At 40.0% G+C, this 20,868-nt stretch carries 23 protein-coding genes; 14 read left to right on the forward strand and 9 right to left on the reverse strand.

The window, feature by feature from the left end; all coding sequences use genetic code 11:
• Positions 1–154: 154 nt before the first annotated feature.
• The 3 genes from FTU75_RS00940 to FTU75_RS00950 are packed head-to-tail and all read left to right on the forward strand — an operon-like array spanning position 155 to position 2,846.
• Positions 155–751: a TetR/AcrR family transcriptional regulator gene (locus FTU75_RS00940; protein ID WP_180114753.1), complete on the forward strand. Its 597-nt coding sequence runs from the start codon at positions 155–157 to the stop codon at positions 749–751.
• Positions 748–1,953, forward strand: coding sequence for an MFS transporter (locus FTU75_RS00945; protein WP_078192239.1), 1,206 nt, complete (start codon positions 748–750; stop codon positions 1,951–1,953). Before FTU75_RS00940 ends, FTU75_RS00945 begins: the two co-directional genes overlap by 4 nt.
• Positions 1,953–2,846: a LysR substrate-binding domain-containing protein gene (locus FTU75_RS00950; protein WP_078191428.1), complete on the forward strand. Its 894-nt coding sequence runs from the start codon at positions 1,953–1,955 to the stop codon at positions 2,844–2,846. Before FTU75_RS00945 ends, FTU75_RS00950 begins: the two co-directional genes overlap by 1 nt.
• Before the next feature lie 120 nt (positions 2,847–2,966).
• On the opposite strand, the gene FTU75_RS00955 is transcribed toward FTU75_RS00950, so the two are convergent.
• Positions 2,967–3,875, reverse strand: coding sequence for a DUF4349 domain-containing protein (locus tag FTU75_RS00955; protein ID WP_180114755.1), 909 nt, complete (start codon positions 3,873–3,875; stop codon positions 2,967–2,969).
• A gap of 215 nt (positions 3,876–4,090) precedes the next feature.
• On the opposite strand from FTU75_RS00955, the gene FTU75_RS00960 reads away from it, so the two are divergent.
• A complete protein-coding gene (locus FTU75_RS00960) occupies positions 4,091–4,699 on the forward strand; it encodes a glutathione S-transferase family protein (protein ID WP_180114861.1) in 609 nt (202 codons plus the stop codon).
• Positions 4,700–4,874: 175 nt separating this feature from the next.
• On the opposite strand, the gene FTU75_RS00965 is transcribed toward FTU75_RS00960, so the two are convergent.
• From FTU75_RS00965 to FTU75_RS00975, 3 genes are all read right to left on the reverse strand, one after another.
• Positions 4,875–5,378 (reverse strand): hypothetical protein, encoded by a 504-nt coding sequence (locus FTU75_RS00965; protein ID WP_180114757.1) that lies wholly within the window; start codon positions 5,376–5,378, stop codon positions 4,875–4,877.
• A 299-nt stretch (positions 5,379–5,677) separates the two neighbouring features.
• Positions 5,678–7,282, reverse strand: a complete 1,605-nt coding sequence (locus tag FTU75_RS00970) for a bifunctional 3-(3-hydroxy-phenyl)propionate/3-hydroxycinnamic acid hydroxylase (RefSeq protein ID WP_180083671.1) — start codon at positions 7,280–7,282, stop codon at positions 5,678–5,680.
• 343 nt (positions 7,283–7,625) lie between these two features.
• On the reverse strand, positions 7,626–7,847 hold the full coding sequence (locus FTU75_RS00975; RefSeq protein ID WP_078191424.1) for a hypothetical protein: 222 nt from the start codon (positions 7,845–7,847) through the stop codon (positions 7,626–7,628).
• 568 nt (positions 7,848–8,415) lie between these two features.
• Between FTU75_RS00975 and FTU75_RS00980 the strand changes: the two genes are divergently transcribed.
• The 5 genes from FTU75_RS00980 to FTU75_RS01000 all read left to right on the forward strand — a co-directional run bounded on the left by FTU75_RS00980 (position 8,416) and on the right by FTU75_RS01000 (position 13,166).
• On the forward strand, positions 8,416–9,429 hold the full coding sequence (locus FTU75_RS00980) for a GTP-binding protein (RefSeq protein ID WP_180114759.1): 1,014 nt from the start codon (positions 8,416–8,418) through the stop codon (positions 9,427–9,429).
• A gap of 65 nt (positions 9,430–9,494) precedes the next feature.
• Positions 9,495–10,025, forward strand: a complete 531-nt coding sequence (locus tag FTU75_RS00985) for a YaeQ family protein (RefSeq protein ID WP_078191423.1) — start codon at positions 9,495–9,497, stop codon at positions 10,023–10,025.
• A 114-nt stretch (positions 10,026–10,139) separates the two neighbouring features.
• Positions 10,140–10,763, forward strand: coding sequence for an MgtC/SapB family protein (locus FTU75_RS00990; protein WP_180005309.1), 624 nt, complete (start codon positions 10,140–10,142; stop codon positions 10,761–10,763).
• A gap of 80 nt (positions 10,764–10,843) precedes the next feature.
• Positions 10,844–11,182: an FKBP-type peptidyl-prolyl cis-trans isomerase gene (locus FTU75_RS00995; RefSeq protein WP_078191421.1), complete on the forward strand. Its 339-nt coding sequence runs from the start codon at positions 10,844–10,846 to the stop codon at positions 11,180–11,182.
• Between the two features lie 187 nt (positions 11,183–11,369).
• Entirely contained in the window at positions 11,370–13,166 is a 1,797-nt protein-coding gene (locus FTU75_RS01000; protein WP_180114863.1) for a diguanylate cyclase domain-containing protein, read from the forward strand.
• Between the two features lie 143 nt (positions 13,167–13,309).
• Here the strand turns inward: FTU75_RS01000 and FTU75_RS01005 are convergent, their stop codons facing one another.
• Positions 13,310–13,756 carry a GNAT family N-acetyltransferase gene (locus FTU75_RS01005; RefSeq protein ID WP_078191420.1) on the reverse strand — a complete coding sequence of 149 codons (447 nt, stop codon included), beginning with the start codon at positions 13,754–13,756 and terminating at the stop codon, positions 13,310–13,312.
• Between the two features lie 435 nt (positions 13,757–14,191).
• Between FTU75_RS01005 and FTU75_RS01010 the strand changes: the two genes are divergently transcribed.
• Complete coding sequence (locus tag FTU75_RS01010; RefSeq protein ID WP_180021233.1) at positions 14,192–14,680, forward strand: hypothetical protein; 489 nt, start codon at positions 14,192–14,194, stop codon at positions 14,678–14,680.
• Here the strand turns inward: FTU75_RS01010 and FTU75_RS01015 are convergent.
• Genes FTU75_RS01015 through FTU75_RS01025 form a run of 3 tightly spaced genes read right to left on the reverse strand, consistent with a single transcriptional unit; the run spans position 14,662 to position 17,006 of the window.
• The gene (locus tag FTU75_RS01015; protein ID WP_180114762.1) at positions 14,662–15,225 is read right to left on the reverse strand and encodes a TetR/AcrR family transcriptional regulator; all 564 of its coding nucleotides are present in this window, start codon (positions 15,223–15,225) and stop codon (positions 14,662–14,664) included. The genes FTU75_RS01010 and FTU75_RS01015 overlap by 19 nt on opposite strands.
• A gap of 50 nt (positions 15,226–15,275) precedes the next feature.
• Positions 15,276–16,166: an alpha/beta fold hydrolase gene (locus tag FTU75_RS01020; protein ID WP_180114764.1), complete on the reverse strand. Its 891-nt coding sequence runs from the start codon at positions 16,164–16,166 to the stop codon at positions 15,276–15,278.
• Between the two features lie 54 nt (positions 16,167–16,220).
• Positions 16,221–17,006, reverse strand: a complete 786-nt coding sequence (locus tag FTU75_RS01025; protein WP_180114766.1) for a crotonase/enoyl-CoA hydratase family protein — start codon at positions 17,004–17,006, stop codon at positions 16,221–16,223.
• Positions 17,007–17,228: 222 nt separating this feature from the next.
• On the opposite strand from FTU75_RS01025, the gene pnuC reads away from it, so the two are divergent.
• From pnuC to FTU75_RS01045, 4 genes are all read left to right on the forward strand, one after another.
• Positions 17,229–17,813 (forward strand): nicotinamide riboside transporter PnuC, encoded by a 585-nt coding sequence (gene pnuC, locus FTU75_RS01030; protein WP_168379271.1) that lies wholly within the window; start codon positions 17,229–17,231, stop codon positions 17,811–17,813.
• A gap of 54 nt (positions 17,814–17,867) precedes the next feature.
• The gene (locus FTU75_RS01035) at positions 17,868–18,191 is read left to right on the forward strand and encodes a hypothetical protein (RefSeq protein WP_180114768.1); all 324 of its coding nucleotides are present in this window, start codon (positions 17,868–17,870) and stop codon (positions 18,189–18,191) included.
• Positions 18,192–18,300: 109 nt separating this feature from the next.
• Complete coding sequence (locus FTU75_RS01040) at positions 18,301–18,594, forward strand: hypothetical protein (RefSeq protein WP_180114770.1); 294 nt, start codon at positions 18,301–18,303, stop codon at positions 18,592–18,594.
• 165 nt (positions 18,595–18,759) lie between these two features.
• Positions 18,760–19,257 (forward strand): DUF2505 family protein, encoded by a 498-nt coding sequence (locus FTU75_RS01045; RefSeq protein ID WP_078192225.1) that lies wholly within the window; start codon positions 18,760–18,762, stop codon positions 19,255–19,257.
• Positions 19,258–19,311: 54 nt separating this feature from the next.
• On the opposite strand, the gene FTU75_RS01050 is transcribed toward FTU75_RS01045, so the two are convergent.
• On the reverse strand, positions 19,312–20,592 hold the full coding sequence (locus FTU75_RS01050; protein WP_180114772.1) for an MFS transporter: 1,281 nt from the start codon (positions 20,590–20,592) through the stop codon (positions 19,312–19,314).
• Between the last annotated feature and the right edge of the window lie 276 nt (positions 20,593–20,868).

Genomic DNA, 20,868 nt, shown 5'->3' on the forward strand with positions numbered 1-20,868 from the left:
TCTTTTTTTATTCTGAAATTCTTTTGGATAGTGCAATAGGGATTTGAATTCCGAGTGTGCGACTAAAGTTTATCCTTCAAAGCTCAGTTAAAGATAGTCATTCAGTCCAATACTGTTTAATATAAAACGATACGTAGCGTTTCGTTTTTAAATTATGAGTGAAACTGAAAAAACTTCTCGGCGTAAGCAATGTATCTTACAAGCGGTCACAGATGCTTTAGCGGAAAGTGATTATCGAAGCATGACCATTGAAGATATTGCGGCTCGTGCAGGCGTGGGAAAATCGACGATTTACCGTTGGTGGAAGCATAAGTCCGATCTGGTTTTCGATGCTTTTAAAGCGCACACCGCGTCGGTGTTTGAACTTGATTTATCACAAAGTTTAGAGTTCAATCTAAATCAACAATTGCTCAAACTATCACGGGCTTTAAATCAGCACGTGGGTCGAGCATTGCTCGTGGTTTTGGTGGAGCATCGTGAAGCAGCGGGTGAGTTTTTTAAACAGTATTTGTTACCTCGACGAGAAGCGACACGTGAGCTGATCCAATTGGCCATTCAACGAGGAGAAATTCGCGCAGATTATCCTTTCGAACTCATGTTGGATATGTTGTATGGCCCGATTCATTATCAGATCATTTTCTTTAATACCCAGCCAGATGAAGACTATATCAAGCGACTGGTGCAGTTGGCGCTAAACCCGATTTTTACGCAGTCCCAAGCCACGCGTAGCAGCGAGGCAATGACCTCATGACTACTCAACATCAGGCATCGCTATGGAACAAGTCTTTCGTTTTTTGTCTGTGTAATAACTTGTTTTTATTTAGCTATTACTTTGCGCTGCTGACAATATTGCCCATTTATATTATGAAAGAATTGGGTGGTTCGATTCAGCAAGCGGGTATGGCTTTAACGCTGTTTTTGGTGTCATCCATTGCGATTCGTCCATTTTCCGGCATGATCATTGAACGTTTTGGTAAAGCCAATTCTGTACGTATTTCAGGCTTTATCTTTGTCGTTTTTGCGCTGAGTTATTTGTGGATTGACAGCATGTGGTCGTTGTTGGTCATTCGTTTTTTACATGGTTTTTGGTTCAGTATATTAACCACGGTCAATGTTCCCATCGTAAATGATTACATCCCAGATCATCGAAAGGGCGAAGGCATGGGCTACTTTGTCATGTCGACCAACTTAGGCGTGGTGATCGGGCCATTTTTAGCGCTGAGTATGATTCAATTCAGCAGTTTTAGTACCTTATTTGCAGTATTAGCCTTATTGGTTGCAGTGGGCTATATTTTTACGTGGTTAGTTCAAATACAAGAACACGTACAGCATAAATCAAGTGATCAAGCGAGCCAATCCGCAGCCATCCAATGGCGTGATGTGATAGAAACACGGGTACTTGCCATCAGTTTTGTGGCATTGCTGACCGCATTTGCATATTCGAGTGTGATGAGTTTTATCACCGCTTATGCAGAGTTGAAGCATTTACTCGCTTATACCAGTATCTTTTTTATTGTCTTTGCTGTGTCGATGTTGCTCGTCCGTCCTTGGGTTGGCAAAGTCTATGATCGTAAAGGCCCGAGTGCAGTCATCTATCCATCATTTATTTGCTTTGCCATTGGTTTGGTGGTTGTGAGTTTTCTCACGAATCAATGGGTGCTTTGGATATCGGCAGTTTTTATGGGCATCGGCTACGGTTCAGTGTTCCCATGTCTGCAAACTGTCGCGATTCAAACGGTAGAAAAAGCCCGAATGGGACATGCAATATCCACCTTTTTTGCCTTGTTTGATATTGGCCTTGCTGTCGGTTCGGTCATTATGGGTGTGCTGATTGCATACTTTGGATTTCAGGCAACCTATTTATTTTGTGCGGTGATGGTGCTGTTCACTACGTGGATGTATCGTCTATTCGTGGCAAACCAATTTAAACGCAGTGCTTTAGGAGCTGAATAATGGAATTACGACATCTACGATATTTTGTTGCGGTTGCCGAAGAGCTAAATTTTACCAAGGCTGCGCAGCGAATGTGTACTGTGCAACCTTCTTTAAGTCAGCAAATTAAAGACCTAGAACAGGAAGTTGGGGTGCAATTATTGATGCGAACCAACCGAAAAGTTGAGCTGACTGCAGAAGGTCAGGCCTTTTTAAAAGAAGCGCGTTTGAGTTTAGAGCATGCTGAAAAAGCCATGATAGATGCGCGTCAAATTGCGCAGCTCAGTAAAGAACAACTGAATATCGGCTTTGTTCCTGTGGCTGAAATGAAAGTCTTTCCATATATCATGCCAAATATTCGTGCTCAGTTTCCTGAGTTAAAAATTCATTTTCATAGCTTAATGGATGTCGATCAGATCAGTGCAGTACGTAAAGGGGAGATTGATATTGCCTTTACTCGTTATGTCGAAGAAAGCCCTGATATAGAATCTGTTCAGATCTTTACTGAGCCTTTGGCGCTGATTGTACCGAAAAATTCGCCTGTTGCAGAACAGCGGCATATCAGCATTAAAAACATGAATAATCAGGATTTTATTATTAGCGATGAACACTCATCACCTGAGCTATACCGAATTATTCAAGATTTCTTTAAGCAAAATAAACTGAATGTGAACTTGGTACAGCACTCGACCAATATTTTGTTAAATGTCAATTTGGTCGGTATGGGCGTGGGATGGAGTTTGGTGCCGTCTTATGTCATTCCATTGCTCGGTGATAAAATATTGGTTAAAAGTACAGTTGAACCCTTGCCGACCATTGGTCTGTATGCGAGCTATCGAAAAGATCGTAAAAATGATGCGATCGAGTTGATTTTAAAAGTATTAAAAGAGCAGTTCTATATGGGCTTTTTCTAAGCCTTTAAATATTGCCCTAAGATTTAAATGAAAAAATCCCGAATTAAGCGCTTCGGGATTTTTTTAGTTATCGTATTTTTAAGCATAGATTAAATGAAGAATGGAGCTTGTTCAGCTCATTCATTTAAACCATTTTTGTAAATAGGGTTTCATCACACGGTAGGCAATCAAACCGATAATAATAATCAGATAGAGTGGCCAAATCGTAATGAGAATAACCAGCAGGCTCAACACAAATTGCCAACCTTTTTGAATACCATACCACGCTCTTTGCCAGAAATTATCGCCATTTAACTGCGCAACAGCATCAAGGTTAATATCGATATGTTTACGGACAGTGGCAGGTTGAGTAAATCCAATCACAATCGTGCTATAGCGGACACGATCTTGAACTTCTAAGCGGGTCAGTCGTGAGATTTCATTGACTTGCGCAGCTGCAACATGGTCGGGCACGACCTGTGTTTGTGACATTTTTTCTTCGAGTAGTTTTAGCTCATAGCGTTTTGCCGAATATTGCTGACGGTTCAAAAAATGCATAAGGGGCAACAGTTGATTAACGAAATGTGCAGCTTTTTCACTTGGCACACGAATAATCATTTCAGCTTGCGGATTTACTTTTTCAAAGATTTTAATTTTGCCGTCAGCAATCGGGTAGGATTGACTCTCTTGCACCACAAAGTCGATATTTTTCTGTTCAATAAAGCCGCCTAAACTTAGCGTCAGTTTTTCAATTTCTAAGGCCGTTTTAACCACATCTTTCGACTCAAAACTGACATTGGCTTCTCGAACCATTTTACGAGAGGCTTCGGCTGGGTTGACCTGCTCATTTAAAATAGTTTCAGGTTTTTGTGTTGTTGCAGGCGTGGTAGACGGCTCATTGGAAGTGCTTTCCCCTGCTTGATCTTGCTGTGTACTGACTTGAGCAGGTTGTGCATCTGCGCTGGCTTCAGTTGCCATTTCTTCGGTTTTCTTGGAACAGCCTGAAATTAAAATCACCGTAAACATGGCAATTAAATATTTATTTTTCATCGATGTAGAGCTCAATTGTTTGATTATCAGAAAGTCGGAGTAAATACTTTTTGCTTTAAATATAAATTCAAATTTAGCGTAATTATTAGTCGGGCGTATTGTATCGGAAAGTGTTTAAAGCACGGATGAACGCAACATAATTCTACATAAAGCCGCGTATAGTAATTGACAGAACAACAAGGATGAAAATAAGGATATCTACAATGAACCCAGCAATGAAACTCTACAGCAATCCACGCTCACGCAGTAATACTATTCTGCCTTTATTGAAAGAATTAGACATCGAGTCAGAAGTTGAGATTATTGAAGTGCCATATGAAGAGATGCACCAAGCGGCATATCTCAAGATTAATCCCATGGGCAAAGTTCCCTGCTTGGTCGATGGTATTGTCGTGATTAGTGAGACCGCAGCCATCTTTAGTTATTTAGCCGATAAATTCAGTGACAAAGGTTTGGCACCCGCCTTAGATGATCCAAAACGGGGTGAATATTTGAAATGGATGTTTTTCTGTCATGGTCCGCTGACTGAATACATGGACATGAAAAATGTCGGCATTAGCACAGAGTTGATGGATGAGAAACGTGGCAGTTTGAGTTTTGGTAATGAAAAAATACTTTTAGATTTTATTAAAACAGGGCTTGCGCAAGCCCAGCCATATCTGTTGAGGGATAAAATTAGCGCAGCAGATTTGTATTTAGCTTATTGGATGGTGTATGCAATTTCATTCAAAATATTGCCATATTTAGATGAATTTAAACCTTTTATTCAGCAGATTCAGCAACGTGAATCGGTAAAAGATGTGCATTGGTTTCAGTCGGTTTAACTTGGATGCTTATTTGATTGTTGGCTGAACGTGGTATTGCTATATGTCTATTCATATAACTCTTTCATTGAGAATTAAAAAGAAAGAGTTTTAAATATCAATCATAAGATGCTAAAGCGATTTTAATTATTGCCATAAATAATGTATGGCATATATTGCGCTATATTAAATAGACTCAATCGTTGTAGGGTCTATTTAAAAAATCATGGGCTTCATCATCAGATAGAGGTGGGCCTAAATCTCTTTCAAGTTTGGCATATATTTCGAGTAGTCTTTTTTGTTGTGGATCCATATCTAAGGCACGATGCTGCTGATATGTTAATTGATCATTAATCCAATAATAATGCTGAACCGCAGCCCCTGCGAAACTGGTTTTCAAATGGAGTTTGTAATAACCAGAAAATTTATGTTTCTTGGTATCTAGACAGAGATAGGCGAAGGTAGACCAACCACTTTCGGGAAATTTAAGGCGAGCTCGGCAGGGCTTCTTTTCTAGTGTTAATGTGGGTGAATAGACTTGGCCTTTTAGAATGATATTTTTATTTTGACCAAAATATTGGGCTTGTAATGCAAATAAAGCAAGAATCACTGTGGTGAGAAAAAAGCTGGCAATGACTGCATAAAAAAATGAAATGTATAAATGGAAGGACAAAAAATTAGATTCTTCGTTTTTGTTCACATCTTTTTCTAAGCGTAATAAATAGCAATTCAAAGAAATAAGAAAACAGAGGCAAAAAACGAAAATAGATAACCAACTATTGGCATGAAAATGATGTATCTCTACGAAAATAAGTGAACAGATAAAAATAAAGCCCAACAAAATATAAATGAATAATTTCTGAAATCTTTTTTGCATTTTGCGAAGCTTATAATTATGTGTTGAACGATTATAGCATGCGATGTTTATAGTGATTATAGAAAAAAATCACCATGCTTTATGCATGGTGATTTTTAATTCTTGCAGATCTATTTGGATTATTAAGCATGCAATTTTGCAAACAATTGTTGGCTCACGCTGTCTAAAGTTTGTGGAATTGCAATCGCTGCAACAAAACGGTCTGGGCGAAGAATCGTAATAGATTCAGTGGTTTTACCAAACCAACCACGAATATCGGTACCAATATCACCAATCGTGATCACATTGTCGTACTTGGTGCGATTTTCATTGCTAAGTTGAACAGCAGGCAATACTTGGATAAATTTAACGCCCAATTTTTGCCACTTTTTCATGGTCGCATCTGACAGACCCCATTTTGGATCGACGCCCCAAGCAATGATTGCAAAGTCGTTACCGATGACTTCATCAAGTAGGACTTTCTCACCAGATTCAAGTTGAACATGTGGTTGAATGAACATTTTACCCACAGGTGAGTCTTTAACACCGTTATTGATCAATGCACCATCGTTGTACTTCGGCATTGGCTTGAAGCGCATTTCCAATAGATATTGCTTGATCGGTTTGATGTAATTGAGCGCATACGCGATACCATCACGCACGAAACCTTGCCATTTTTTTGGTGGCGCAAGGACATGACCCGCCATTACAGAAAGATCAATCATCGCTTTGGCATGATCTTTACGTTCAACTTGGTATGTATCTAAAAGCGCTGGGCCAGCTTTGCCTTGTACAACCATTGCAACTTTCCACGCAAGGTTGAATGCATCACGCATACCACTGTTATACCCTTGACCTTGCCATACTGGCATGATGTGCGCAGCATCACCTGCAAGTAAAATACGGTCTACACGGAATTTATCTGCAATACGGGCATTGTGGGTATAAACGCGCTGACGAATCACTTCAATACCATCGGTCGTTGGAAGTACTTTCGACAATAGTTTGGCAATGTTTTCAGGTTTACTTAATTCTTCTTGAGTTTCACCAGGCATCACCATAAATTCGAAACGACGAATACCGTGTGGAAGAGCAGCAGATACATAAGGACGCACAGGGTCACAGCATAGGTAAATGTGTGGCGTTGCAAGTGGGTCATTATTGATGTCGATCACGATCCATTGGTTCGGTGCAGTTTTACCATCGAAGCCTATGTTGAGGGTACGACGTACCACTGAGTTACCACCATCACAAGCAATCAAATACTGCGCTTGAATTATTTCAGCTTCACCGTCTTTATTTTGAATATTTAGCGTTACACCATTGGCATCTTGGCTAAAATCAGACAATTGACGAGAGAATAAAACATTTGTGGTTTCGTACTGTTTTAAGCCTTGTAGCAGTACATTATCGACTTGAGGTTGAATAAAAGCATTACGACGTGAGAAACCAAATTCACGAGTGAGCGGTTGAATGTCTGCGAAACAACGACCTTTAGGGGTTAAGAAACGCATCGCGTGGTTCGGTGTCGTATGCGGTAACACTTGGTCCACTAAACCTAATGATTGGATGGTACGTAATGATTCATCATCAATACCAATCGCACGTGGGTAGTCAATCAGGCTGTCCAGTTGTTCAATCACAGTGACATTGACGCCTTGCTTACTTAAGTAGTTCGCAATGGTTAAGCCGACAGGACCTGCGCCCAGAATGGCAACTTCCGTTGTGTAATTTGCTTTATTGCTCATGCGTAAACATCCAATCACTTCACATATGCCACTATTAAGTTCTAAACAGAGACTTTCAACAAGCTAGGCATAAGTCGAAACGATGAATCGAATTGTCGTGTTTTTTGCAGGGTTTTATTTTAAGTGAATGATATATATTTATTTATACGAAAATCATCAATCATTTTGAATGATTTATCGATCATTAAAATCTATCAATCAGTGGCTTTGAGCATAAAAAAGCCGAACCATTTTTCAATGATCCGGCGACTTTAATTCATTTAGCACAACATTTTATTAGTGAGGGATAAATGTTGAGCAGCAGACTAAATGAATTTGGCGTGTGGAGTACGCTATCCGTCTATTACTGAGCAGGTTGAGCTGGTGCAGAACCTTCAGCATTTGCTTCTGAAGCAGGTTGAGCAGCAGTACCTTCAGCAGCAGTTGTTTCAGTCGCTGGCTGTTCTTGAGTGCTAACCACTACTTTTTCTTGTTCAGGTGCTTCTTGTTTATCTTTGCTCGCAGCAAAACTTGTTGCAGCTGCAGCAGCTAGAGTAGAAGCAAGTAAAATTTGAGTTAATTTCATTTTGAGCATCCTTATATATTTTAGTAAGTCCTGAAAAGATCATCACGTCCATCAGGAGAGAGCTCATGCTAAATCGAGAAAACCGAGTGATCAATGCGAGCAACAAAGTGAAACAGACTGGTTAACTGGATGAATACATAACCGTCCATCCTGTGTTTTAAATGTAAAAAAATATCGGAATCTTCATTTAACTTTGCAATAAAAAATGACCAAATCGGCTTCATGATTCATTCATTGTTTACATGATGATTACATCGATGTCGTAAATAAGCAGAATCCAGAAATTTCACTAAAATCCAAATGTAAGGATTCTTTTCGAGATAACCATTTTTTAAAATATAAGAGTTAACTTTGCCAATAAAGTGTGACCAGATATGTCATGCATTCATGCAAATGGAATAAACAGGCTCTTAATAGCCAGATGATTATACAATTCGTTGGAATACGAGACTGATCTATGCTTTAGGAAAATGAAGACAGAGATATGAAGACTAGGCTTGCAGCATTTTTTTGAAATCATTATGGTAAAGGCCATCAATCATTGGCTATTTATTTGAGTGACTCACTTTTGAAATTAGTTTCTACCCACGGTGCGATTCCTGTTCATATTATTTCTGGCTTTTTAGGTGCGGGTAAAACCACAGTTTTACAGCAGTTATTGAAGCAAAAGCCAGCGGGCGAAACTTGGGCCGTACTGATGAACGAGTTTGGACAAATCGGGGTCGATCAACAGATGTTGCCGCAAGATCAAGGTTTTGCGGTGAAGGAATTATTGGGTGGTTGTCTATGTTGTAGTAGCCAACTGCCGATGCAAATTGCGTTGTCACGGTTATTGTCAGAGGTGAAACCTGACCGACTGTTTATTGAACCGACAGGTTTGGGACATCCTGGGCAACTTTTGGAGCAATTGACCGAGCCACATTGGCATTCGCATTTAGCCATGCGGGCATTGGTAACCGTGGTTGATGGCTCACGCTTACATGATCAAGAGTGGACTTCGCAAAATCTGTATGCCGATCAACTCAAAGTGGCACAAATCGTGGTGGTGTCGCATGTCGATTGTATGAGTGAGGCCGATCAAGTTGGTTTGGAACGACTCAAACAAGCGTATTTACCGTATCAGCAGCAATGGATCAATGTTGTAAAAGGTGATTTAAAACTAACAAATATTGATCTTGCCTATGTGGGAAGTCCTCGTAAAATTCAGCCTTTATTAGCGATACAAAAGCAAACGTTGGTCGATGTGCCCACAGAAATTAAACAGTTGCCTTATCATTATGTTGAATCCGCTCAGGGCTATAGTGTCGCAGGTTGGAAACTCCCAAAACGATGGACCTTCGACTTTTTTGAGCTGTTAGATTTACTCTGTGAGCAGCAAGATTGGCTACGGATCAAAGGTATTTTTCAGACAGACCAAGGGTGGAAAACCTTTAACTTTAATCCCGATCAGTTTAATTATCAGTCGAGCGAGGAAAGTATCGATAATCGTGTCGAAATTATTTACCAGACTGAACGTGAATGGCTCGAATTTGAAGAACGCTTAATGCAGTGTCGTATCGATGCCGATAAAGCTGAGAGATAAGTAAATCAACGCAGCAAAAGCTTGCTAAATCTTATATGCTAGGCGCCAAATTTGAGGACTTTACCATGGCGCTAAAAGCTACAATTTATAAAGCAGATTTGAACATTGCCAATATGGATGTACACCAATATGGTGATTATCAATTGACGATGGCTTTGCATCCTTCTGAAACGATTGAACGTTTGATGGTGCGTGTCTTGGCATATGCACGCTATGCAGATGAAGCATTAGAATTTACCAAAGATCTTTTCGAAACAGATGAACCTGCGTTGTGGGAAAAAGATTTAACAGGTCAATTGGTGAAATGGATTGAAGTCGGTTGTCCTGACGAAGACAAAGTCAAAAAAGCCAGTGCTCGTTGCCCACACGTTGCTGTGATTACCTATGGTTCTTCAGTAGACGAATGGTATAAACGCAACAGCAAACTGAAAACCCTGAAGAATGTTGAAATTTGGCAATTATCTGAAGCGAGTACAGCTGCCATTCAAGAGTTATGCGAACGAACCATGTCTTTACAATTAAACGTAATGGATGGCGAATGGACTTTGATTGGTGATAAAGCTCAAGCGGTGATTGAATGGACACAATTGCAATAAGCATTTGATGTGATTTAACTCATCACGATGGATGTGAGTTCAGGCTTGCATCCTGACTATAAAATTCGGTATATCTACAAACAATGAGAAAATTTTAAAGATGGGGAGCAGCCGATGTACCCTGATTTTTATTTGTTATTTGTGGCGCTTATGATTGGCGCTGTCATTGGTGCGGAACGTGAGTACCGAAGTAAGTCGGCAGGTCTGCGCACCATGATTATGGTCAGTTTAAGTTCATGTTTATTTACTATCTTATCGTTACGTATCGGCGTTGATAGTCATGATCGAATTGCGGCCAATATTTTGACTGGCCTCGGCTTTTTGGGTGCGGGGGTAATTTTTAAAGATGAAAATCGAATTTCAGGCATTACCACAGCAACTACCATTTGGATGACCGCTGCCTTAGGCATGGCTGCGGGAGCGGGCTATGTCATGCTGAGCTTGATTGGTACGGTGATTGTGCTGATCGTTTTAATTGTTTTGATTTATATTCAAGCGTGGATTGAAGCGAAAAACCAAGCACGGAGTTATCGTATCGTTTGTCACTTTCGACAACAAACGCTGGATGACTATGAAGAGCTGTTTAAAACCTATCAAATGCAAGTGGTTCGTAGTGTGCGACATAAAACTGAACATAAAATCAGTGGGCGTTGGATCTTAATTGGCTCTGCGACAAACCATAGAAAATTAACTCAAGATCTAATGAATGATCAGGATATTCTGGAGCTCAATTTTTAACAGCGTATTTACTACGGCATCCAAAGTAATCCTGTTTATAATAGGGTTTTATTTTGATTGCGGCATTTGAGGTTGAGAGCATGAGCACGGAATTAGAAATTATTGACTTAGTGGTAGGCGAAGGTAAAGAAGCGGTTAAAGGCGCTTTGATTACAACACACTATACAGGCTGGTTAGAAGACGGCACTAAATTCGATTCATCACTGGATCGTGGTAATTATTTTGAAACGGTAATTGGTACAGGCCGTGTGATTAAAGGTTGGGATCAGGGCATCATGGGGATGAAAGTCGGTGGTAAACGTAAGTTAATCGTGCCATCACATTTGGCTTATGGTGAGCGTAAAATGGGCAATGTGATTCCTGCCAATTCAAATCTTATTTTTGAGATTGAATTGTATGATGTAAAAACTCGCGATTAAGACTTCGACAGTTTTAGATCAGTGACATGGAAGTTATTGATCAATTTGATAAAATAGTAGTTGTTATTTTTGTCTTTTACCGTAGATTAGAATAATTGCTCGAGTATAAACGCAGGAATCAAAGCCGTTGTCTTTACAGTTGCCTTGCACCAGATTGTTCTGGGTTCTTACCTTTATCTTTTTTACATTGGCATTCACTGTATCGACTGCTCAAGCACAGTATGAAACTGCTCCTAAATCGTTTTATTTAAAACACCAAAACGAAGTTAACCAAATCTACTTCACGGAAGACACCACTAGCTTATTACAAGGCAAATGGTTGTTTTATCCAAATCAATTTTTAACTTCTCCGAGTTCGGTTCTAGTCGGTCAAACGGTCTATCTGCCTACATCATTTAAAGACATCACAGGGCACAGTAAAGGTTTTGGGACATTTACTGGACATTTCCAAATCCCCAAACAATTTATTGGCCGACGTATCGCGGTATTGATTCCAAATCAGTACGGTGCGTATCGAGTCTTTTTAAATGGTGATGTGATCGTTCGTTTGGGCGAGGTGGGGCGTACTGAAGCAGAACAAAAAACGGAGAATGCACCGCGAATTGCCTATTTTGTGGCACAAGATGAATATTTCACATTAACCATTCAGGCTTCAAGTTTTAACAGTATGCACGGCGGGTTTGAAAACCCGATGCGTATTGGTATTGCTAAGACAGTAAACCGCCAATTCCAACAACAAATGATGAGTATTGGAATGGTGTCTGGCGCCGTCTTGGGTGTGGGATTATTTACGATCCTATTTTCAGTCTTTCGAGGTTTACGCGGTCGCAATAGCCGAAGTAACTTGGTGTTTGGCTTATTTATTGTTTTTTTAGCACTCCATAATTTATTTTCAGCACCTTATGCCTATACAACTTTTACCGATATTAATTGGTTGTGGGGTACGCGATTAGAATACTTATTTACCTATTTGGCGTCGATTTTCTTTTTAAGTTATATCCACTTGCTCAGTCGTCGCTATTTATTTACCTTAAATTATCAGATCGCGATGTTGCTATTGTCTTTGAATATTTCAGTGACTTTTGTTTCGACGCCTGAAATTTTTCAGCCTTTGGCAACCTACAGCTTTGCCTATGTGATCGTTGTTCTAAGTAATTTTGCTTATGGTTTTTACGTAACACTGAAAAAGAAAGAACCGTATTCAAAATTAAATTTAATCGCGGTTATTTTCCTATGCATTACTTTTTTAAACGACTTTTTGCTGATGATGAATTTGATTGATTCCGTCAATTTATCGTTCATTTCAACCAGTTTGTATGCCTTGTTGATCATGTTTCAGCAATCGCACCATTATGCACAGCAGTCGATGCATACCGAGCAGTTAAATAATAGTCTGCTTGAGCTAAACAGTTCACTCGATCAGAAAGTCAAAGAGCGCACCTTACAGCTCCATGAGCTGAATAAAAAATTAGAGCTACAAATTCGTATTGATGCCTTAACGGGGGCATTCAATCGTCGTGCTTTGAATGCAGAAATTCAACGCTTATATTCGGAAGTCCGTTTTCATAGTCATCGAACATTGGTCTTTGCCATGTTAGATGTCGATTATTTTAAAAATTATAATGACCACTATGGACATCTCAAAGGCGATGAGGTGTTACAGCAGATCGTGAAAACCATGCAAAATACTCTGCCAAGTTCAGCCTATGTGGCTCGCTACGGTGGAGAGGAGTTTGCCATATTGATGCATGATGTTCCGTATGCGATTGCCCAAGAGCAATTACAATTGGTACTCGAAGCCATGCGTAATGAACAACTTGAACATGTTAATCGGGGTGATGAAAAAAATTATGTCACACTGAGTTTGGGCATGGCATGGATGGATAAGCAGAATGACTTCGACAGTATCGAAGCCTTAATGAAGCATGCAGACCATTATTTATATATGGCTAAACAGGCAGGACGCGATCAACTTAAGCCTTGATACCTAGTTATAAACGGTGAAAACTTTGCGGTGCTATCGCTAGTATCCTTTGCCAATACTTATTTAGATTGATCTCTTTTTAAATTCACCTATCATAATCATCCTATTTGAAAATCTATCTTTTTATGAGGTTTGCCTCTCTACTAACAGAGCTGTTTGACCAATTTGAGCGGAACATCGGCAGGCTCAAAATCCTGATGTGCGACAAAGCCATATTTTTGGTAAAAGGCGAGTGCCGTATGAGTACTTTCTAGACTGATCTCGGTAATATTCTTTTTCCTGACACAGTGCATCATGTTTAACAATAATGCCTTACCAATGCCTTGGTACTGACGTTCAGGGCAGATATAGTTCAGTAAAATTTGTCCCTGATCACTGACTAAAATAAAGCCGACCACTCGATTGTCACTGACGTAGACCCAACTATCGTTATAAAGCATCCACATTAAGATATTTGATTGATTTGCCTCCTCAAGCCAAGTTTGAATCACACTTTCATTACGTTGATGGTCCTGGATACATGAACGAATGCTGTTGTGAATCACGTGAATAATTTCGGGTATATCCTGAATTTGTGCTTCGCGTATCATAATTTTTTCTTTTTATAGAAAACTCCAACAGCCTGTCATTTCAGAAGATATCGCCTTGTGCTTAAAGAGGCTTCTTGTTGCGTTTTATGTTTTTTTGCAGCCATTGCGCCGTTGGGTTGGGTTTTTATTTCAAAATTGTTGCAAAATTTACAAATGTATATTTATAAATTAATCGTTAAATACGGATAAATAACCACATAAATGCATCTAACTATACTGTTTTTAAAGTAATAATAGATATTTTAGAAATGTATACACACTTAATAATTTCAGCAGGTGTAATAGTTTGAAATAAATTAGCAAAGAAAATAGGCAAGATTTCAGCTTTAAAATAATTTTGTATGAATTTTAAACGTTATTGTGCGTTATATTAGTCCATAAAAATATTCGATGATTCAAGATGTGCATGCGCGTCATCGGCAGTAGGTTGTTATTATGGTTAATTTTCTCATTGTGATATGTATTCTGATTGCGTTGTCTGCAGCAGGAATCGTGGTCAAAAAAATGATAAAAACAGAAAAATATCGTCAAAAATATATGCGTTACCAAGCACCAAAAAAATCGAACAGTATCTCTCTAGCATCAAATGATGATGCTATACGCCAAGTCGATCAGGTGATTGAAGTAGATGAATATGAACAGCAACTTTTTGATGATATTGCGGAAATTTTCTTTCAACAACAATACAAATTAGATTCGCTACAGGCAGCCGAACAGTTACAAGAAGTTTTTTTACGTCGCATGCCAGTCAATTGTAAAACTCAAATACGCCAATTAGATTTGAATGAATGGTCGATTTATTGGAGTTTTTACAATCAATCGCTCGAGTATTATTTAGGCCGATACGGCGAGTTTTATACACATGTCGACCGTTTTGGCGAAGAACATAAAATTGAATATCGCTATCAAGACTCTGCAAGTTGAAGCAAAATGCGGTCTCGGACTAAATCGAGATAACTCAAATCATCGCTCATTCGAGCCATTAAAATTGCGCCTTCATAATCCGCCAAGCTGACTTTGGCAAGTTGCGTGGCGTGTTCGATGGTCATGCATCGCTTAAAAAACACTTCAAAGGCGAGTTGCCACTCGTGAAAGATGGATTGTAATTTTGCAAAAATCTCAGTTGGCAAATGTTGCCGCTCCATACTTAATATCCCGACTAAACAACCTAATCCACCTTGGCTAAAAAATTGTATGGCGAGTTGATGGATGTGCGAGAAAGCCTGTTGAGGTGAGGTAGTAATTTGCTGTAATTGCTGAAAAATACTGTGCTGTAACTTTATATGCGTCAGGTTTAAAATTTCCATCAGCAATGCGTCTTTATTCGGATAGTCATAATAAAATGCAGCTTTTGAGAGTCCACAGGCTTCAGCCAATTTCCCCATGCTGCAGCCCATATAGCCATAGCGTTTAAAGGCGTGTGCTGACTGTAACAATAGATGTTCAGAGGTGTTTTTCCGTGGACGCATGTATCTCTCTATCCGAATAATTCAATGTGCTATGTATGAAGTAAATTGGTCTAGGCGACTAATAGCTCGTTAAACCTTCCAATCACTTCCTGCCATAAGAGTTCAGCACCTTTGCGGAAATAACCCATATGACCAATCTGTTTTAGACCATAATCTTGCGCTTCAATATTGATATAGTGCATTGATGCTTGCGCATAATGTTGCATAAAAGCATGTCGTGAATTGGGTAATGCCCAGTCATCATCGAGTGCAGCGACCGCATAGATCGGCGTTTGAACTGCAGCATATTGTTGAGACAGCTCACTCAGCTCAGGGTCGGCAAAGAAATAGGTTGGGTTTTTACACCAACGACGCCATTGTTTATAGACATCGACAGGGAGGTCAGCGCCCATATTGAGTTTGCTCCAAGGCAAATATCCTTTGACGGCAACCATTGGCGGAAAAACGATATTCCACATCACATGAACCTTCATTTTTTCTTTAAAGGGCATATAGCCATGCCAACCTGCGCCAGTGCCAAAACAATACATGGCACGTATCTGATCGTGATTTGAGGTAAGTCCTAGTGCTTGGCCGCCATAGGAGTGTCCCACTAGAAAAGTTTCCTGACCGTGTTGTTGCATATAAGCTATGGCACCAGAAAGGTCATAACGTCCCCAGTCGAGGTAGGACATCTTAAAGCCTTTAAGTTTTGACGGTGCAGAACGTCCAATACCACGATAATCAAAAGTCAGTACTTGATAACCGAGTTCTGCGGCATACTCGGCAAATCGACGGTAAAATTGTTGAGGTACACCTGTCGCACTTGAAATAATAATATTGGCCTTAGCGGCAGTATTAGGCCGATATTCAACGCCTGAAAGTGTATAGCCATCGGTTGCTGGGAAACTCACGGGTGTACTATGTATTTCTTGCGTTGCTTGTTCTAAATCCGTTGGCATAATTTTTCTCTGGATGGGCAGGACGGAAAGGGTTTACTCAGTTTAAATAAAGGCTTACTTGCCCTGAAAATTGGCTGCACGACGTTGTAGCATGGCCATCACACCTTCTTGTACATCTTGTGTTTTTAGTAATGGTTGTAAGTGCTGATCTAATTGCGCAAAGGCAGCATCGGCTCCCAAATGCACACCTTGCTGTGCTGCAGCGAGTGTTGCCTGAACTGCCAATGGTGCAGCCTGTGCAATCTGTTCCGCAAGTTCAATGGCACGAGATAAGGGCGCTTGGTCGGTGATTTCAGTCACCAAGTTCATGTCATATGCCGTTTGCGCATTGAAACGTTCACCTGTGAGTAAATAGCGCATGGCTTTATTCCAACCCGCTGCTTGCACAAAGCGAACTGTTGCGCCACCAAAGGGAAGAATGCCACGTTGCACTTCCATTTGAGCAAACTCCGTGTGACGCTGTGCGATCACGATATCGGCATTCAGCATGAGTTCAATGCCCGCTGTAAAACAGAACCCTTGTATCGCGACCACAACTGGTTTTTTTCGTTGTCGTGAGTTGGTTCCCCACGGATTAATCTGCTGATCAGGAAAATTAAACAGCCCGCTGCCAAGTTTGGGGTGTAGTTCGACCAGATCTAGACCCGCAGTAAAATGATCGCCATGAGCAAAAATTACCGCACAGCGTAAATTTAGATCATCTTCATATTCAGTGAGCGCCAGTGAAAGGTCATGAATTAAATGACTGTCAAACGCATTTCGTTTATCTGCACGGTCCAAACCGATTAAATAAAGATGACCACGAATTTCTCGACTTACACGACCTTGTTGTTCTGACATTTGGATGATTCCTTCTGATTATTCTTTATGCATAGCTAAGTTTTTAAATGATTGTTAGAAAACTGTCAAAACTGATGCGTTCAAAACATCAAAATCATCGTCTGGTGGATGAGTGGTTTGATTTAAAATTTACAGAGTTGATATGAAATAGTGCAGGATATAGCTTGCCTTTAGGCTGAATTTTTCCATAATAGCTTCAGCTTTTTTAAGGCCCAATCAACCATGTCGAACTTAGAAATATTTGCAGTCATTATTAGCTTAATCGGGGTGACTTTAACCATAAAGCGAAATATGTGGTGTTGGTGGTTTAACTTTGCAGCTTTTTTGCTGTATGCCTACCTGTTTTATACCTACAAACTTTATGGCGAAACCATTTTGCAGTTTTTCTTTGTGGTGGTGAACTTCTATGGTTTCTATCATTGGTTGAAGGGCAAACAACAAGATCATGACATCCGTATTGAACCGATTGCGACCAAACTCGTGATCTTTCAAATGCTCTTAGCAGCGGTGGGCGGTTTGATTTTTGGTTTAAGCCTGCACTATTTTACCGATGCAGCCGTGCCAATTTTGGATGCACAATTGGCCGCGTTTAGCTTACTCGCCACGTATTGGACCAGCCGGAAACATATTGCTACTTGGGTGCTTTGGGTATTTGTCGATATTATCTATGTGGGTATGTTTATATACAAAGACCTGTATCTCACTGCGGCGCTCTATGCAGGTTTTGTGGGCTTGGCGGCATTTGGTTGGTGGCAATGGACACAAGTCAAAAATAAACAGCAGCAACAGGCGATGAAAGCTCTATAAGGATCATCGGGTGATGGCAAAGCTTATTTTCTGATTACAGCTAGACAGAACCCGATGAACAATAGAAGAGCATGCTCGTCAATTATCGACTTTCAACTTGAGCAGCAATTACGTTTTGACCGACAAGCTGGGTTTCTACTGCAGCAAAAAGCTAGCTTTTTTCAGTTTGAACAAATAGCAGATGTGTATAACGCTGAATGGCTCAATGCATTTCCACAAGGGACGCAATGTAGCATCAGCGGTTTGGATGATGGTGCAGATGAATACGGCATCCAAATCAGTTATAAACACCAAAGCGTCTTGATCGATTATTCACAAGTAATCAAATTGGTACACCGTGATCGGGATGGTGTAGTGCATAGCATGCTGTTAAATTAACAACTTAAATTAAACTGAGATTTATAAAAGCAGTACCACAAAGATTTGTTATAGAAATATAAAAATAAGCGTAAGAAGAAATGAAAAGATATGGGAAGCTATTAAAGCAATGACGCAACTTGACCCAAAAGATTCAACATTTAAAATTTTTAATCAGCTATGTTTCGAACTTTTTCATGATTATGGCTCGCACTGCACGTCTTTTGAACCAAGCGCTTTGATACATGCAAAACCAATGCAACAGCTTCCTGAACAAGCCAGCTTTGATATTGTAAGGCTCGACTTCGGTCATTGGCACGCAAAGTTGTCCTATGCAGGGATGTATTTAAAAATCGATGCGGGCTGGGAATTTGAACTCGAGTTTAAAGATCAGCATGGGCAAATCTATCAAAAAGTCCTTTAAGGCAGAGTCCAATGAGTTGCAGTATGGCAATTCTGTTTTTTCAGTTTGGTTTCAGGTCAATGACAGCCATAACGCTTTTCGATTTAATTCAAAGCACAGTTTTAGCAACTGTAGACTGGGCGAAATAAAACAATAAAACCAATATTGACCTGAAGGATTACGAGAATGGCACATCAATTTACCGTCAATGCCACAATTCATGGCGTTTCACTTGAAGATTTTAAACGACTAGCCGCAGATATCAGCTTGCATGAAGCGGTGTGCAAACGCATACCGGGTGAAAATCTAGAAATTTTAGAATCAAAAAAAACAGGTGATATGTATACCTTAAAACGTGCCTATAACTTGGATGTAAATATTCCAGATATTGCCAAGAAGTTTTTAAAAGATGCGTTTCGTCTGAAACGTACGGATATTAGTAATTTGGCGGCATTAACATCAGATGTCAAACTAGATCCAAACCTACCGCTCGAAGCCAGTTGTAAACGAAGTGTCAGTGGTGATGCAACACAAGTGAGTTTCAATTTGGACTGGACGGTGAAAGTCAAAGTTCCACTTATTGGTGGATTACTTGAAAAACATGCAGAAGGTGAAATTCGTCGTTTTAGTCAGCTTGAGATTGAAATTGTAGAAGATGAATTGCGTAAAAATTTAAAAGCCTGAATTGATTTGAAAGAGATTTAAAAAAAGCGGTCATTGACCGCTTTTTTTATTATTTTAATGAGATGTTTTTTCAAAACGTTGACGATAGAGCATCGCAGTAAAGAAGGTCACCAAACAGACGGTCCAAATATAATACATGGCGCCAATGTTGCTGTATAAACTCAACCATTGAACCAATGGTAAGGTGATACCACCCGCGATGGCATAGGCCAAATTGTATGAAAATGAAATGCCCGAGAAACGAATCTGTGCAGGGAACATTTTCACCATACTATAAGACACCATACCAACCGTACCTGATGCCAAACCGAGCAACATATAGAGCGCAAACACGGTCGAAGCAGCCACATGGCCCAAGCTGTTATAGAACACGCCCGCGATTATCGCGACAAGGAGGGAACCGAACAGCATCACTTTACCCGCACCGAAGCGATCTGCCAAAAGACCTGCCAAGATACAACCCACCATTTGCATCACAATAGCGGCACTTTGCATTTTAAAGGCATCGGCCCGTTCAAAACCAAAGGCGCCTGTGAGTAAATTTGGCATCGCTAAAATCAGCACAACAACACAGCCGGTTAAGAACCATGTAAACAGCATACCAATCACAACGCCTGTTTTGTGATGTTGCAGTACTTGTTTCACTGGAAGCTCTTTAGCCAATTGTTTCTTTTCTTGCATGGCTTTAAATACAGGCGTTTCTTTTAAATAACTGCGGAGATAGAGCGCAACAAAGCCAAAGATCCCGCCTAAAATAAATGGAATCCGCCATGCCCAATCATGGATTTCTGACTCTGTAAATTGTAATGAAATAAATAAAGACATCAGTGCGCCCAATAGGATACCCAAAGATAAGCCGGCAGTGAGTAGGCCGTTGGCGATACCAATTTTTTGCTCAGGCACATGCTCTGAAACAAAAGTCCATGCCGCAGGGATTTCACCACCAATCGCGATGCCTTGAATCACGCGCATCAGTAGGAGCAGAAGCGGTGCTGCATAGCCAATACTTTCAAAAGTTGGCATCACACCGATCATCAGCGTAGGCAAAGCCATGAGTAAAATAGACAAACTAAATAAACGCTTACGACCAATCAAATCGCCAAAATGCGCCATCACCACACCACCCAATGGGCGGAAAAAGTATCCAGCTGCAAAAATACCATAGGTATTCAGCATCGCCCAAAATGGACTGAGTCCAGTGGGGAAAAACAGTTCCGAAATAATTTTGGCGTAAAATACATAAATAACGAAGTCATAAAACTCAAGTGCGCCACCGAGGGATGACAGTCCGAGGGTACGTTTATCTTGACGAGTCAGGCGTGGCTGAGCTTCCATGCAAATATTTTCCAGCAGCAAATAGCATTTGCGATTTTAGTGATTCAAGTTTTTATTGAATAATCAAACTTTTTTGCCTTATTAAAAACTTATAGTTATGAAAAAATCGTGAATTAAGAACAAAATAATATAGATAAAGTCGCATTAACTTAAAGAATGATTGCTAATAGATAATGGCGTACCTTGATGTATAAATGATAAATATCAATGGTATAGGGTAGTATGATCTACTATTTTACTTTGTGCTCTATATAAACCACAAAAGATTCAAAGCCA

Source organism: Acinetobacter sp. YH12140 (genome assembly GCF_013418475.1).
Taxonomy (GTDB): Bacteria; Pseudomonadota; Gammaproteobacteria; order Pseudomonadales; family Moraxellaceae; genus Acinetobacter; species Acinetobacter amyesii.